The sequence below is a fragment of the Allobosea sp. FBZP-16 genome, assembly GCF_002831785.1.
In the GTDB taxonomy this organism is placed as follows: Bacteria; Pseudomonadota; Alphaproteobacteria; order Rhizobiales; family Beijerinckiaceae; genus Allobosea; species Allobosea lupini.
Genome location: NZ_LNCQ01000006.1, coordinates 109,329 through 122,813, shown reverse-complemented (window position 1 = coordinate 122,813; position 13,485 = coordinate 109,329). Strand labels below are relative to the sequence as shown.

Below are 13,485 nucleotides of genomic sequence, written 5' to 3'. Positions count from 1 at the left end.
AGGTATTTTCGATTTCCTCCGATGATTTCAATTTTGCCATAATAATTGTGCCTCCTCCGCTCGGCAGCTAGGATGCTCCCTCTGCCGCACTTGCCACGGATCACGCATGCTGAATTACGCCCCGCCGACCGCCTCGATCGGAGAGCTGGCCTATCGCCGGATCCGCGCCGACATCGTCTTCGGGCGGCTGGTACCGGCGCAGCGGCTCAAGCTCGACGACCTGCGCGAGACCTACGGCACCAGCATCAGCACACTGCGCGAGATCCTGAACCGGCTCTCGTCGGAAGGGCTGGTCGAGGCCGAGGGCCAGAAGGGCTTCATGGTCGCGCCGGTCTCCGCCAGCAATCTGAGCGAGATCGCGGCGCTGCGGCTACTGCTGGAGGGACACGCGCTGGCGCAATCCTTCACGGCCGGTGACATGGAGTGGGAAGGCCGCGTCGTCGCCGCCCATCACAAGCTCGCCCTGATGGAAAAGCGGATGCTCGACAATGATCGCGCCGATCCGGAACTCTGGAAGCGCTATGACTGGGAATTCCATCACGCGCTGATCTCGGCCTGTGGCTCGCAGGTGCTGATGGAGACGCACGCCTCGGTCTATGACCGCTATCTGCGCTATCAGATGGTCGCGGTGATCTTCCGCGGCGAGGCGGCGGCGCAGGAGCACCAGATCCTGCTCGACTGCGCGATGCGGCGCGACATCGCGCGTGCCACCGCAGTCCTGGCAACGCATATCAACGCGTGCGTCGAGCACACCCTCGCCGGCGGCACCTTGCAAGGCTGAAGCGGCGCAGGTCGGCTCAATAACAAAGCCCGCGCCGCGGCTTTTGCGGAACGGGCTTTGCAGTTGCAACAGCTCCAGAGCTTAGTCGAGCTGGAACTTCGACAGCTCGCGATGCTCGCCATAGATGCGGCGGACCGTGCCGGTGATCGAGCGATAGACGATCGTCTCGGTCTCGATCACCTCGGGCCCGAAGCGCACACCCGAGAGCATGCCGCCATCGGTGACGCCGGTGGCGCAGACGATGACGTCGCCGGAGGCCATCTCCGACATGTCATACTTCTTGTTCGGGTCCTTGACGCCCATGGTCGCGGCGCGTGCCCGCTTCTCCTCGGTATCGAGGATCAGGCGGCCCTGCATCTGGCCACCGACGCAGCGCAGCGCCGCAGCAGCGAGCACGCCTTCCGGCGCGCCGCCGATGCCGAGATAAAGGTCGATGCCGGTCTTTTCCGGCTCGGTGCAGAAGATCACGCCGGCAACGTCGCCATCGGTGATCAGGCGGATCGAGGCGCCGGTCTTGCGAACTTCAGCAATGAGCTTCTCGTGGCGCGGCCGGTCCATGATCAGCGTGTTGATCTCGTGCGGCTTGACGCCCTTGGCGCGGGCGAGCGCGTTGATGTTGTCCGCGGCCGAGGCGTCGAGATCGACGATCCCCTGCGGGTAGCCCGGGCCGATCGCGATCTTGTTCATGTAGACGTCGGGGGCGTAGAGCAGCTGGCCGGCGCCGGCCATCGCCATCACCGCGATCGAGCCTGGCATGTCCTTGGCGCAGAGCGTGGTGCCCTCGAGCGGGTCGACGGCGATGTGGACCTTGGGGCCCTGCTTGTTGCCGACCTTCTCGCCGATGAAGAGCATCGGCGCCTCGTCGCGCTCTCCCTCGCCGATGACGATCTCGCCGTCGATCGGCAGGCGGTTGAGCTCGCGCCGCATCGCGTCGACCGCGGCCTGGTCGGCCGCCTTCTCGTCGCCATGACCACGCAGGCGGGCGGCGGCGACGGCGGCGCGCTCGGTGACGCGAACCAGCTCCATCGAGAGATAGCGCTCGATGATCTGGTCGGGCGAGATGCGGAGATCGACGGACATGGGGACTCCCTGAGCGCGTTAGCGGATGGCCGAGGTGAATAGCGAACGGATTGGCGATGATAAGGCTAAGCCGTGGGCGACCCAGCCTTTCACGCTCATTCCCGCTCGATGCGGATGACTTGCGGCGCTTCTGCGATGTGACCGTCGGCGCTGACCTTCTCCAGGGCGCCGCGGATGGCCTGTTCGCTGGTGGCGTAGGTGATCAGCACGACCGGGACCGGTGCGCCGGAGCGCCCGCCGGGGTCGCGCTGGGCAGCAATCTCGGAACGGCGCTGGACGATGCTTTCAAGCGAGATATCGGCCTGCGCCATCCGGGTCGCGATCGCGGCGGCCGCGCCGGGGCGGTCGGCGACGGCGAGACGGATATAGTAGCCGCCCTCGTGACGCTGCATCGCGGCGCGTGTCGGCTGTTCCAAGCGGGCGACAGGCATGCCGAAGGGCTGGCCGGCGGTGCCGCGCGCGACGTCGGCGATATCGGCGATCACCGCCGACGCGGTCGGGCCGCCACCGGCGCCGGGACCGACCAGGGTGATCTCGCGCACGGCATCGGCGTCGATGGTCACCGCGTTGGTGACGCCCATCACCTGCGCGATCGCCGACGACTTCGGCACCATGGTCGGGTGCACGCGCTGCTCGATGCCGGTCTTGGTCCGCTCGGCGACGCCGAGCAGCTTGATCCGGTAGCCGAGTTCGTCGGCCATCTTCAGGTCGAGCGGCGTGATCGAGGAAATGCCTTCGACATGAATCGCTTCGGCGTCGATCTTCGTACCGAAGGCGAGGCTGGTCAGGATGGCGAGCTTGTGGGCGGTGTCGAAGCCCTCTACGTCGAAGGTGGGGTCGGCTTCGGCATAGCCGAGGCGCTGGGCGTCCTTCAGGCAGGCTTCGAAGGTCAGGCCCTCAAGCTCCATGCGCGAGAGAATGTAATTGCAGGTGCCGTTGAGGATGCCGTAGAGCCGGCTGACATTGTTGCCCGAGAGTGCCTCGCGCAGCGTCTTCACCACCGGGATGCCACCGGCCGAGGAGGCCTCGAAGGCGAGCGCCGCGCCATTGGCCTCGGCGAGCTCGGCGAGCGCGACGCCATGGGCGGCTAGCAGCGCCTTGTTGGCGGTGACGACATGCTTGCCGGCGGAAAGCGCGGTCTCGACCGCCGTCTTCGCTGGGCCGTCAGAGCCGCCGATCAGCTCGACCAGGCAATCGATCTCGGGGGACGCGGCGAGCGCGACCGGATCGTCGAACCAGGCAAAGCCGGAGAGATCGATGCCACGATCGCGATTGCGATTACGGGCCGAGACCGCCGTCACGCGGATCGGCCGGCCGCAGCGCGCGGCGAGCGCGTTCTCCTGGCGCTTCAGAATGCCGGCGACCGCCGCGCCGACTGTTCCCAGGCCGGCGATGCCGACGCGCAGGGGCCTGATCTCGGAAGAAGCAGCGTGCATGGTCATGGCGCGGGGGTCGCATGAGGCGCGCGGGGAGTCAACGGCGGCAAAGCACTGTGAGCGACAGATCAACCTCCGGGCACGGATTTTGCTTCCATTGAGAAACGCGAGCCGCAGCGAGCGCTTTCCCGGGTGGAGGATTGCGATGCCGATGCCTGCCCTTCCGACAAACGCCATTGAAGTTGCCGATAGCGCGCCTGTAGCGCCCCTGCCCGACCCCGCGCTCATCGCAGCACAGATCGATCGCGACGGCTTCGCGGTGATCGACGACTATGTCCCGCCTGGCGATTTGCAGGAAGCCCAGGATTTCGTCAGGCGCGCGGTCAGCGGCAATGGCGGAAACTACTTGGCGATCGCCGGGCCCGAACGTCTGGACGGAACCTTCCTGAAACGCTGGCCGGAAGATTCCGACTTCCTGACGCTGTGCCGCGGCATCTATCAGAGCAGCATGGGTAAGCCCGCGCCGCAGCCGTCCTTCTACCAGATCCTGCGTTGCCTCTCCGGCGAGAGAGCTGCGGCCAACTCGCTGAATTTCCACTATGATTCCTACCTGCTCACGGCATTGATCCCGATCCTGATGCCCGAGCGCGGCCAGAGCGGGGACCTACTGATCATCCCCAACACCCGCAAGCTGCGTGCCAGCTACGCGACGAACTTCCTGGACAAGATCCTGCTGGACAATCCGCTGTCGCAAGCGGCGCTGCGGCATCTCTATCGCCGCGGCCATCGCAGCATCAGACATCTCAAGCTGAAGCCGGGCGGCCTCTACCTGTTCAATGGCTACCGCTCGATCCATACCAACGAAGCGTGCGACCCCGATACGATCCGCTCCACGGCGATCCTGCACTATCTCGATCCGCATGCCGACAGCCCACTGAAGCGGCTGTTGCGGCGGCATTGATGCTGCACCTCAAAGCGAGCCGGATGCGGCAGCGCGCCGCGCTGGCGTCCTAAGAACGATCGGCGGCTCGCCGAACGTTCGCTGATAGGCGCGGGAGAAAGCGGCGGCGCTGCCATAGCCGATGCGCCGCGCGACCAGCTTGACGCGGCCGCCACGTTCGAGTTCGCGCCGTGCCAGCACCATCCGCCAATGCGCCAGATGCGCCATCGGCGTGGTGCCCAGCACACGCGGGAACAAGGCCATGAACCGCGTCCGCGACATGCCGGCGATCGTGGCGAGCTCGTCGACGCTCCAGCCATGGGCCGGCGCCTCCTGCATCGCTACCAGCGCTGGAAACAGCTGCGGGTGCGACAGCCCTGCCAGTAGCCCCGGCCGGGTCGAGCCCTCGTCGATCAAATGGCGCAGAAGCAGGAGCAGGAGCAGCCTGCAAATGTTGTCGAGGGCGATCTGCCGCCCACATCGCCGGGCTGCCGCCTCTGCCGCCAGCAGATCGGCGACCGTTCGCATCGCCGGCGCCGCGTCGAGTGCAAGCTCGACCCGTTCCGGCAGCGCTGCAATCAGCGGGTTGGCCGGCCCGCCAAAGTCGATCCTCACCGCGGCCAGCACCTCTTCGCCAAGCTTCGCCGTCACCTTTGCATGCGGCAGGAACACCAGCGAGCGCAGGTCCCCTGCTCGCCCAGTCAGTAGCAGATTGGCGACTTCTGGCGCCGCCTGTTCCGCCATGACATCGAACGCAGAAAAGAAGCTCGACAGGCGATCGCGCCGCGCATCGGGACTTTCGATCATGCGATTGGAACTTTTCATGCCTGACAATATGCAATCTGGGAGAACTCGCAACCCTGGAGGCTCTCTCAATGCTCATTCCACGTCAGCTCGTACCAACCCTTTCCGTCGAGACCCTCGGGCAAGGTCGTTTCGACCTATGGGAGGCGGAGCCGGAACGCTTTACGCTCGTCTGCTTCTACCGGGGCTTGCACTGCCCGATCTGCGCCAACTACCTGAAGGAACTCGAGCGGCTGACGCCGGACTTCGCCAGCCGGGGTGTCGAGACGATCGCGGTCAGCAGCGACGGCGCGGAGCGCGCCGGCGAGATGGCACGGAAGATCGGCGCGGACCGGCTGCGGATCGGTTACGGGCTGGCGCTGGAGACGGCCCGCGAATGGGGGCTCTACATCTCCGCCTCGCGCGGCAAGACCTCGATCGGCATCGAGGAGCCGGCGCTGTTCTCCGAGCCCGGCATATTCCTCGTGCGCCCGGACCGGACGCTCTATTACCTCTCCGTCCAGTCGATGCCGTTCGTGCGACCGAACTTTGCCGAGATGGTCGCAGCACTCGATTTCGTCATCAAGAACGACTATCCGGCGCGTGGCGAGGTGGTTGCGACGGCCTAAAAGCCGCCTATTCGAAGCGGCAGACGACTTCGGCGGCGAGCTTGTGGACCTTGCCGTTCTCGAAGCCGAGATAGAGCCGCAGCAGCTGGTTGCCGAAAGCGGTGATCTTGATGGTGCGCAACGCCTCGACGCTGTCGCCGTCCGCCTGGGTCGAATTCTCGTCGATCGGCTTCCAGAACCAGGGCTTGGGTGCCCGGATCACGGTCTGCGCCAGCAATTGCTCGGCCTCGGCCCGGCCCATGCCCACCGGAAAATACTTGCCGGCGATCTCAGTCGCGTCGCGGCCGCATTCCTTGGCGCGCGAGGCGGTCAGGACGTCGGCGATGAGGGGTGAGTCGGTGTCGGTGGTGCGGCCACGCGAGAAATCATAGGTCGCGAACAGGCAGACCAGCGCGAACAGGCCGAACATGATCCCGATCAACCGGCCCTTCGAGACCATGATGCGCTCTTTATCCCTGCTATCCGCCCTCGGTGCTGGGTTCCCATGTTTCGGCGGCCCGGTCCAGTGCCGGCGCGCAACACCGCCCAAGCGTCATTGCGAGCAGCACAGCGACGAAGCAACCCAGGAGCCGCAGAGCGCGACCTTCTGGATTGCTTTGCTACGCTCGCAATGACGATGGCGGGACGCTTCCGCCCTACCCCGCCTTCGGCATCTGGATGACATTGTGCAGGGTCTGGTCGGCGCTCTTCAGGAAACGGCCGATATTGCGCGCCGCCTGGCGGATGCGCTGCTCGTTCTCGACGATGGCGATGCGGACATAGTCGTCGCCATGCTCGCCGAAGCCGATGCCAGGCGCGACAGCGACTTCGGCCTTCTCGATCAGCAGCTTGGAGAACTCCAGCGAGCCGAGATGGCGGAACTTCTCGGGAATCGGCACCCAGGCGAACATCGAGGCCTGCGGCGCCGGGAACTCCCAGCCGGCCTTGCCGAAGCTCTCGACCAGCGCGTCGCGGCGCTTGCGATAGATCTCGCGCATCTCGCGGATGCAGTCGTCGGGACCGTTCAGCGCCGCCGCGGCCGCGACCTGGATCGGCGTATAGGCGCCGTAGTCGAGATAGGACTTCACCCGCGCCAGCGCCGCCAGCAGCTTCTCATTGCCGACGGCAAAGCCCATGCGCCAGCCGGCCATGGAGAAGGTCTTCGACATCGAGGTGAACTCGACGGCGACGTCGATCGCGCCCGGCACCTGAAGCATCGAGGGCGGCGGATCATTCTCGTCGAAATAGACCTCGGCATAAGCGAGGTCGGAGAGCAGGATCAGCTCATGCCGCTTCGCGAAGGCGACGAGGTCGCGGTAGAAGTCGAGCGAGGCGGTATAGGCGGTCGGGTTCGCCGGATAGCAGGTGACGAGCGCGATCGGCTTCGGCACCGAATGCGCCATCGCCCTCTCGAGCGCCGGGAAGAAGGCCGGCGTCGGCTCGGCCGGGACGGAGCGGATCACGCCGCCCGCCATCAGGAAGCCGAAGGCATGGATCGGGTAGCTCGGATTGGGCACGAGCACGACGTCGCCGGGACCGGTTATGGCCTGCGCCATATTGGCGAAGCCCTCCTTCGAGCCGAGCGTGGCGACGACCTGCGTGTCGGGATTGAGAGTCACGCCGAAGCGGCGCTGATAGTAATGGGCCTGGGCGCGGCGCAGGCCGGAGATGCCCTTCGAGGCGGAATAGCGATCGGTGCGCGGCTTGCCGGCGGTCTCGACCAGCTTCTCGATGACATGCCTGGGCGCCGGCAGATCGGGATTGCCCATGCCGAGGTCGATGATGTCGACGCCCTTGGCGCGCTCGGCAGCCTTGATCTTGTTGACCTGTTCGAAAACATAGGGCGGCAGGCGCTTGATGCGGTGGAAATCGGTCATCTCGACAACAGGTCCTTGCGGATCGCCGCACCCTCGCGCGCGGCAAATCACATTCTTGCGTTGCGATGCCTTACCACCGCAGCTTCCGCCCCAACAGCAGAAAAAACGCAAGATTCAGCGAACAGCAGCGCATGCCGCATTGCTGCAACGCTTCAAGCCGGCGGAATGAAGGGCTGACTGATCGTCTTGAACACGTCGAGCGCTTCGCAGCGCGCGGAATGAGCCTCCAATGCCGGATGGTCACGGAGGACCACGAGATCGGGATGCGCCTCGCCGGCAAAGCGCAGCGCGCAGGCGAGCGCGATATCGGCATGGCCGATCCGATCGTCGAACCACCAGTCGCCGTTACGCTCGGCACGCTCGCGCTCGAGAGCGGCAAGGACACCCAGAATCTGAGAGCGGCAGCGCCCGGCCCAGACCTCGGAAACCTGGTCGTGCAATCGCAGCTCGTAGAACAGGCTCACCGCCTTCTCGGCGAGCCCGATCGCCAGTGCCGCGACGCGCAAGGCCCTGTGACGGCCCGGCTCCGTACGCGGGAACAGGGCAAGCTCGGGCGGAACCAAGCCGTCGAGATAATCGAGAATGGCATGGCTCTCGACCAGCACGAGCCCGTCATCGAGCTCGAATGTCGGCACGCGAACCAGCGGATTGAGCGGCGCGATCCTGTCGCCGTCGCCGAAAACCGACCAGGGCCGGTGCTCGAAGGGCAACTCATAGAGCGTCAGGGCGATGCCGACGCGGCGCACGAAGGGCGAATCATACTGGCCGATCAGGATCATCGCGGGCGCTCCACCGAGGAGCCGTCATTGGATTGATCCGGGTGACGCCAGGCAAGCGTTCCGTGCCTGCCGCCTTCACTCCTTCGGCTGCGGCGGTGGCGCCGGCGGCGGCAGGACCTTGCCGAGGCTCTGCGCCTGCGCGCCGGCAGCGTCGTTGGAGATTCGCTTGGCTTCCAACTCGGCCTCGAGCTTCTTGAACTCGTCGACGGTCTTGCGCTTGGCCGGCCGCGAGACGGTGGTGCCGATCGGGATATATTTCGGATCCTGCGGCCGGGTCTCGGTGACGAAAGGCTTGGGCTCGCCGGGTTTGGTGGCGAGATCGGCCATTTCAGCCACACCGCGCGTGGCTTCGCAGCCTCCAAGGCCGGCTCCGACCATGAGAACCAGTCCAGCCGCCCTGAGCGAGATTTGAGTCCGCCTGTCAGCCATCGCCCTGCTTCCGCAAAATTTCTTTGTCACTCATACCGGTTAGGTCCTTAATGGGTCCAAAATGGGGAGTGCAACTCCTGCGTAAGGCTACCAAGGGGAGCGCCATCATGTGTCCGCCAGCTGACGAGAAAGGCAAAGCCGGGCCAAAGCCTGCTGAAGCGCCGTTCGCCGAGCTCCCGGCCGTTCCCGATTTCGAAGCGATGGCGCAGAACATGGGCAAGCTGGTCGAGCAGGCCGGCAAGGTGACCGCCGCCTATCTGAAGCCGATCGAGCGCGGCGAGGCCAAGACCGGCCAGGCCGACGAAGCCAGCGAAATGGTCAAGGTGCTCGGCCGCGTCGCCGAGCGCTGGGTCAGCGACCCGCAGAAGATCATCGAGGCGCAGGGCGCGATCACCAGCGACTTCCTCTCCCTGTGGAGCTCGACCCTGAAGCGCCTTGGCGGCGAGCAGGTCGAGCCGGTGATCGCCCCCGAGAAAAGGGATGCACGCTTCGCCGATCCGGAGTGGGACAGCCATCCCGTCTTCGACTTCGTCAAGCAGGCCTATCTGCTGACGACGCGCTGGGCCGAAGGCATGGTCGAGCAGGCGGACGAGCTCGACCCGCATACGCGTGACAAGGCCCGCTTCTACGTCAAGCAGATCGCCGGCGCCCTCTCGCCCTCCAACTTCGTCGCGACCAATCCCGAGCTGCTGCGCGAGACCATGGCGCAGAACGGCGAGAACCTGGTGCGCGGCATGAAGATGCTGGCCGAGGACGTCGAGGCAGGCGGCGGCGAGCTCAAGATCAGGCAGTCCGATGCCGGCGCCTTCCAGGTCGGCGTCAACATCGCGACGACGCCCGGCAAGGTCATCTACCGCAACGACATCATCGAGCTGATCCAGTACGCGCCGGCGACCGAGACTGTGCTGAAGCGGCCGCTGCTGATCGTGCCGCCCTGGATCAACAAGTTCTACATCCTCGATCTCAACGCCGAGAAGAGCTTCATCCGCTGGTGCGTCTCGCAGGGGCTGACGGTCTTCTGCATCTCCTGGGTCAACCCGGACCACCGCCACGCGCTCAAGGATTTCGAGAGCTACATGCGCGAGGGTATCTTCGCTGCACTGGAGGCGATCGAACAGGTCACCGGCGAGAAACAGGTCTCGACGATCGGCTACTGCGTCGGCGGCACGCTGCTCGGCGTGACCCTGGCCTATATGGCGGCAACCCGGGACAAGCGCATCGCCAGCGCGACCTTCTTCACCACGCAGGTCGATTTCAGCCACGCCGGCGAGCTCTCGGTCTTCGTCGACGAGGAGCAGATCCGCGCCGTCGAGGAGCAGATGGCCGAGCGCGGCTATCTCGACGGCTCGCGCATGTCGGGCGCCTTCAACATGCTCCGGCCCAACGACCTGATCTGGTCCTATGCCGTCAACAACTACCTGAAAGGCAAGGCGCCGACCCCGTTCGACCTGCTCTACTGGAATTCGGATTCGACCCGGATGCCGGCGGCGAACCACTCCTTCTACCTGCGCAACTGCTATCTCGAGAACAAGCTGAGCAAGGGCGAGATGCGCCTCGGCGGCAAGCGGCTCGACCTCAAGAAGGTGAAGATACCCATCTACAATCTGGCGACGCGCGAGGACCACATCGCTCCGGCGAAATCGGTCTTCCTGGGCTCGCAGACCTTTGGCGGCCCGGTCGACTATGTCATGGCCGGGTCCGGCCACATCGCCGGCGTGGTCAATCCGCCGAACAAGGTGAAGTACCAGTACTGGACCGGCCCGAAACCGGAGGGCGCCTTCGAGGACTGGATGAAGAAAACCGAGGAGCACCCCGGCTCCTGGTGGCCGCATTGGCTCGGCTGGCTGGAGAAGCAGGCGCCCAAGCGCGTCAAGCCGCGTATCCCCGGCGAGGGGCCCCTGCCCGCGCTCGAGGACGCGCCGGGGAGCTATGTGAAGATCAAGGCTTAGAGCTTACGGATTCTACTCGGAACCGCTCCGTCATCCTAGACAAGCGGCGAAGCCGCGCAGCTCCGGGATGACGAGGATGTCTCCGGATGAAGCCGGCATCCGGCGGCAGTTCCTGCTCTCTGCCGGCCCTTCCTTTCACCTCGACAAAAAAAGCCGGCCCGAAGGCCGGCTTTTCAGCGTCGTGGAAGCGCCGATCAGTTCTTGCGAACGACCGGGCGGACCGGGATCGTCTCGGCCGGGTTGTCCCAGCGATAGGTCAGGGCGGCGGAGACGATGTGGATGTAAGGCTCGGCCTGGCCGGTATAGGACACCGCCCGCAGCGACGGATTGAAGACCTGCTGCGGATTGTTCCCGGTGTAGTTCACCTTGGCCTTGTTGACGTGGATATAGGTGTAGCCGACGTCGAGCTTGAACTTCTCGGTGAGCTGGTAGCTCAGACCGGCGCTGAGCCAGAGCCGGTCGTTGTCCGAGATGAAGATCTGGCGGTTGTCGTCGTTCACGGCCGAGAGCTCGTAGGCCACACCGGCGCGGAGCGTCAGGTCGCGGCTGTACTTGTACTCGACACCGCCCGAGAAGAACCAGCTGTCGTCATACTGGAAGTTCAGGCTGGTGAGCGGGACGCCACCGGCGCGGGTCACGACCGGAATGTTGCGGAAGCGGCTCCAGTTGGTCCACTCCACGCCGAGATGGGCCTGCCACTGGTCGTTGATGACCTGCGAAACACCCAGCACGACCGAGTCGGGCAGGTTCAGGTTGGCCTTGACCGGGATATAGCCGGTCGCCGCGCTCCGCAGGCTGCCTTCCAGCGTCTGCTTGACAGAAGAGCGGTAGGCCAGGCCGATCGTCGTGCCGTCGAGCGGGGTCAGCGTGGCGCCGAAGCGATAGCCGAAATCGATCGTGTCGCCTTGGATGATGATCGGCGTCGCGGCCGCAGTGACGCCGTTGGCCTGCTTCAGGCTGGCCTTGAAATACTGGACCTGCAGCGCCGCGCCGATCGAGAGCCAGTCGTTGACCTTGTAGCCGATGGTCGGGGAGACGTTGATCGTCTGCACCTTGGCCGAGCGGCCGAAGACCTGCGCCGCGTTGACCTGGTTGTCGGGCTTCGAGCGCAGGCCGAACGGCGCGCCGGTGGTAAGACCGATCCAGAACCGGTCGGTCAGCTGCCAGGAGGAATAGGAGGCCGGGATGAAGGAGCCGTCGCCGCCGATATTGCCGGTGCCGAGGGTGCTGCCGCCGGCGGCCTGGATCGGAACCGTGGCGCCCGCAGGGGTGCGCACCGTGGTCGTCGAAGTCGGCTGATAGTCGCCGTTGGCATAGAGATAGGTGAAGTTCCACTGGCTGTTGCGGCCCGGGAACATGGTGATCGTCGCCGGGTTCCAGGCCATCGAGCCCATGCCGATGCCGCCCGCCGCCGCGCCGGCATAGGCCATGCCGAGACCTTCGGCGCTCTGGCCCGAGCGGATCGCGAAGGAGCTCGCCGAAGCCGCGCCGGCCGCCAGCAGCGCCGAAAGCGAGACAGTGGCGGCGGCGGTGAATTTCAGAAGGCTCTTCATCGCGGCGTCTTCCCCAGGCTGAGGTTCTTGTTGTGGTGGTTGCGGCGAAGCAGGCCGCGGAATCTGTCATCACCATGCCGCCTGCCGGATTACGCCGCAATCCCGCCTTGACCGCCTTCAAATCGCCATGCTCGATCGGCTTTCCGCATCGGCAGGGCCAAAAAACGTGCAAAATGACCGCGTTTCGCGCGTCCCGCGGCAAAGCCAGCGCCCGAAAAGATAGTTTAGATGCGAACTATCGTGGGTTTCGCCATTGTGCGCCGCAGCATAGCCTCACCCGCCAGCGCCGAGTTCGGGCGCGCTTTCGTGACGAGCGTTGCATAAGCGCCACAACTCCCGGTCCGCCCGCAAGTATGGCATGCGTCGCGCCGGGCTTGCATCGCAGGGGCAGTCCGCACAGGATCGGCGCGACCTTCGGTCTAGCCTTACAAGCCCTGTTTGAAACGATTGAAAAGGGGGAAACGACGTGAAACTGGTTCGTTACGGTGCATTTGGTCAGGAGAAGCCCGGCCTTGTCGACTCTGCCGGCAAGCTGCGCGATCTCTCGGCGCATGTCTCCGACCTCGCCGGCGCGGCGCTCAAATCCGCTTCGCTCGCCAAGCTGAAGGCCCTCTCCCCCGAATCATTGCCGCTGGTCGAGGGCTCGCCGCGCATCGGCGCCTGCGTCGGCGATGTCCGCAATTTCATCGCCGTCGGCCTCAACTTCGCCGACCACGCCGCCGAGACCGGCGCGCCGATCCCTGCCGAACCGATCCTGTTCAACAAGGCGCCGAACTGCATCGTCGGCCCCAATGACGACGTGATCATCCCGAAGAACTCGAAGAAGACCGACTGGGAGGTCGAGCTCGCCATCGTGATCGGCGACGGCGGCTCCTACATCGACGAGAAGGACGCGATGGCGGCGATCGCCGGATTCTGCGTCTGCAACGACGTCTCCGAGCGCGAATTCCAGACCGAGCGCGGCGGACAATGGGCCAAGGGCAAGGGCTGCCCGACCTTCGGCCCGCTCGGCCCCTGGCTGGTCACCCCGGACGAGATCGCCGACGTGCAGAATCTCGCCATGTGGCTCGAAGTCGACGGCGAGCGCGTCCAGAACGGCTCGACCAAGACGATGATCTTCGGCGCCGCCTATCTCGTCCACTACATCAGCCAGTTCATGCAGCTCGATCCGGGCGACGTCATCACCACCGGCACCCCGCCCGGCGTCGGCCTCGGCTTCAAGCCGCCGCGTTTCCTCAAGGGTGGCGAGACCGTCGCCCTCGGCATCGAGGGCCTAGGCACGCAGAAGCAGCTCTTCAAGCCCTACGCAGGCTGACGCTATCCTGCGCAA

Annotated in this window: 13 protein-coding genes; 5 read left to right on the top strand and 8 right to left on the bottom strand. The window is 65.3% G+C overall.

The annotated features are described in order from the left end of the window. Positions 1-106: 106 nt before the first annotated feature. Positions 107-781, top strand: a complete 675-nt coding sequence (locus tag CXY91_RS01000; protein WP_100958935.1) for a GntR family transcriptional regulator — start codon at positions 107-109, stop codon at positions 779-781. Between the two features lie 81 nt (positions 782-862). On the opposite strand, the gene glpX is transcribed toward CXY91_RS01000, so the two are convergent. Continuing rightward, positions 863-1,861 carry a class II fructose-bisphosphatase gene (gene glpX / locus CXY91_RS00995; protein ID WP_091829820.1) on the bottom strand — a complete coding sequence of 333 codons (999 nt, stop codon included), beginning with the start codon at positions 1,859-1,861 and terminating at the stop codon, positions 863-865. Positions 1,862-1,956: 95 nt separating this feature from the next. Next, positions 1,957-3,297 (bottom strand): homoserine dehydrogenase, encoded by a 1,341-nt coding sequence (locus CXY91_RS00990; protein WP_100959056.1) that lies wholly within the window; start codon positions 3,295-3,297, stop codon positions 1,957-1,959. On the opposite strand from CXY91_RS00990, the gene CXY91_RS00985 reads away from it, so the two are divergent. Then, positions 3,296-4,198 carry a hypothetical protein gene (locus CXY91_RS00985; RefSeq protein WP_248307301.1) on the top strand — a complete coding sequence of 301 codons (903 nt, stop codon included), beginning with the start codon at positions 3,296-3,298 and terminating at the stop codon, positions 4,196-4,198. The two genes, CXY91_RS00990 and CXY91_RS00985, sit on opposite strands and share 2 nt — an antisense overlap. Before the next feature lie 9 nt (positions 4,199-4,207). Here the strand turns inward: CXY91_RS00985 and CXY91_RS00980 are convergent, their stop codons facing one another. Then, positions 4,208-4,984 carry a helix-turn-helix transcriptional regulator gene (locus CXY91_RS00980; RefSeq protein WP_100958934.1) on the bottom strand — a complete coding sequence of 259 codons (777 nt, stop codon included), beginning with the start codon at positions 4,982-4,984 and terminating at the stop codon, positions 4,208-4,210. A 68-nt stretch (positions 4,985-5,052) separates the two neighbouring features. Between CXY91_RS00980 and CXY91_RS00975 the strand changes: the two genes are divergently transcribed. After that, complete coding sequence (locus tag CXY91_RS00975; protein ID WP_091829824.1) at positions 5,053-5,589, top strand: peroxiredoxin-like family protein; 537 nt, start codon at positions 5,053-5,055, stop codon at positions 5,587-5,589. A gap of 7 nt (positions 5,590-5,596) precedes the next feature. Here CXY91_RS00975 and CXY91_RS00970 read toward each other — a convergent pair whose 3' ends face one another. The 4 genes from CXY91_RS00970 to CXY91_RS00955 form a co-directional block, all read right to left on the bottom strand. Then, positions 5,597-6,028, bottom strand: coding sequence for a hypothetical protein (locus CXY91_RS00970; RefSeq protein WP_091829826.1), 432 nt, complete (start codon positions 6,026-6,028; stop codon positions 5,597-5,599). Positions 6,029-6,224: 196 nt separating this feature from the next. Beyond that, complete coding sequence (locus tag CXY91_RS00965) at positions 6,225-7,445, bottom strand: LL-diaminopimelate aminotransferase (protein WP_091829828.1); 1,221 nt, start codon at positions 7,443-7,445, stop codon at positions 6,225-6,227. Positions 7,446-7,597: 152 nt separating this feature from the next. Next, positions 7,598-8,224 carry a glutathione S-transferase family protein gene (locus CXY91_RS00960; protein WP_100958933.1) on the bottom strand — a complete coding sequence of 209 codons (627 nt, stop codon included), beginning with the start codon at positions 8,222-8,224 and terminating at the stop codon, positions 7,598-7,600. 75 nt (positions 8,225-8,299) lie between these two features. Then, entirely contained in the window at positions 8,300-8,551 is a 252-nt protein-coding gene (locus CXY91_RS00955) for a hypothetical protein (RefSeq protein ID WP_100958932.1), read from the bottom strand. Positions 8,552-8,760: 209 nt separating this feature from the next. On the opposite strand from CXY91_RS00955, the gene CXY91_RS00950 reads away from it, so the two are divergent. Further along, complete coding sequence (locus tag CXY91_RS00950) at positions 8,761-10,602, top strand: class I poly(R)-hydroxyalkanoic acid synthase (protein ID WP_100958931.1); 1,842 nt, start codon at positions 8,761-8,763, stop codon at positions 10,600-10,602. 194 nt (positions 10,603-10,796) lie between these two features. Here CXY91_RS00950 and CXY91_RS00945 read toward each other — a convergent pair whose 3' ends face one another. Continuing rightward, positions 10,797-12,155 (bottom strand): OmpP1/FadL family transporter, encoded by a 1,359-nt coding sequence (locus CXY91_RS00945; protein ID WP_100958930.1) that lies wholly within the window; start codon positions 12,153-12,155, stop codon positions 10,797-10,799. A gap of 466 nt (positions 12,156-12,621) precedes the next feature. Here CXY91_RS00945 and CXY91_RS00940 point away from each other — a divergent pair, with 466 nt between their 5' ends. Then, positions 12,622-13,470 carry a fumarylacetoacetate hydrolase family protein gene (locus CXY91_RS00940; RefSeq protein ID WP_091829838.1) on the top strand — a complete coding sequence of 283 codons (849 nt, stop codon included), beginning with the start codon at positions 12,622-12,624 and terminating at the stop codon, positions 13,468-13,470. Positions 13,471-13,485: the final 15 nt, after the last annotated feature.

What these genes read in the sequence shown, in the direction of transcription:
- CXY91_RS00950 (WP_100958931.1), top strand. Translation starts at nt 8,761, where the DNA reads ATGTGTCCGCCAGCTGACGAGAAAGGCAAAGCCGGGCCAAAGCCTGCT.
- CXY91_RS01000 (WP_100958935.1), top strand. Translation starts at nt 107, where the DNA reads ATGCTGAATTACGCCCCGCCGACCGCCTCGATCGGAGAGCTGGCCTAT.
- glpX (WP_091829820.1), bottom strand. Translation starts at nt 1,861, where the DNA reads ATGTCCGTCGATCTCCGCATCTCGCCCGACCAGATCATCGAGCGCTAT.
- CXY91_RS00990 (WP_100959056.1), bottom strand. Translation starts at nt 3,297, where the DNA reads ATGCACGCTGCTTCTTCCGAGATCAGGCCCCTGCGCGTCGGCATCGCC.
- CXY91_RS00965 (WP_091829828.1), bottom strand. Translation starts at nt 7,445, where the DNA reads ATGACCGATTTCCACCGCATCAAGCGCCTGCCGCCCTATGTTTTCGAA.
- CXY91_RS00955 (WP_100958932.1), bottom strand. Translation starts at nt 8,551, where the DNA reads ATGGCCGATCTCGCCACCAAACCCGGCGAGCCCAAGCCTTTCGTCACC.
- CXY91_RS00970 (WP_091829826.1), bottom strand. Translation starts at nt 6,028, where the DNA reads ATGGTCTCGAAGGGCCGGTTGATCGGGATCATGTTCGGCCTGTTCGCG.
- CXY91_RS00960 (WP_100958933.1), bottom strand. Translation starts at nt 8,224, where the DNA reads ATGATCCTGATCGGCCAGTATGATTCGCCCTTCGTGCGCCGCGTCGGC.
- CXY91_RS00945 (WP_100958930.1), bottom strand. Translation starts at nt 12,155, where the DNA reads ATGAAGAGCCTTCTGAAATTCACCGCCGCCGCCACTGTCTCGCTTTCG.
- CXY91_RS00980 (WP_100958934.1), bottom strand. Translation starts at nt 4,984, where the DNA reads ATGATCGAAAGTCCCGATGCGCGGCGCGATCGCCTGTCGAGCTTCTTT.
- CXY91_RS00985 (WP_248307301.1), top strand. Translation starts at nt 3,296, where the DNA reads ATGGTCATGGCGCGGGGGTCGCATGAGGCGCGCGGGGAGTCAACGGCG.
- CXY91_RS00975 (WP_091829824.1), top strand. Translation starts at nt 5,053, where the DNA reads ATGCTCATTCCACGTCAGCTCGTACCAACCCTTTCCGTCGAGACCCTC.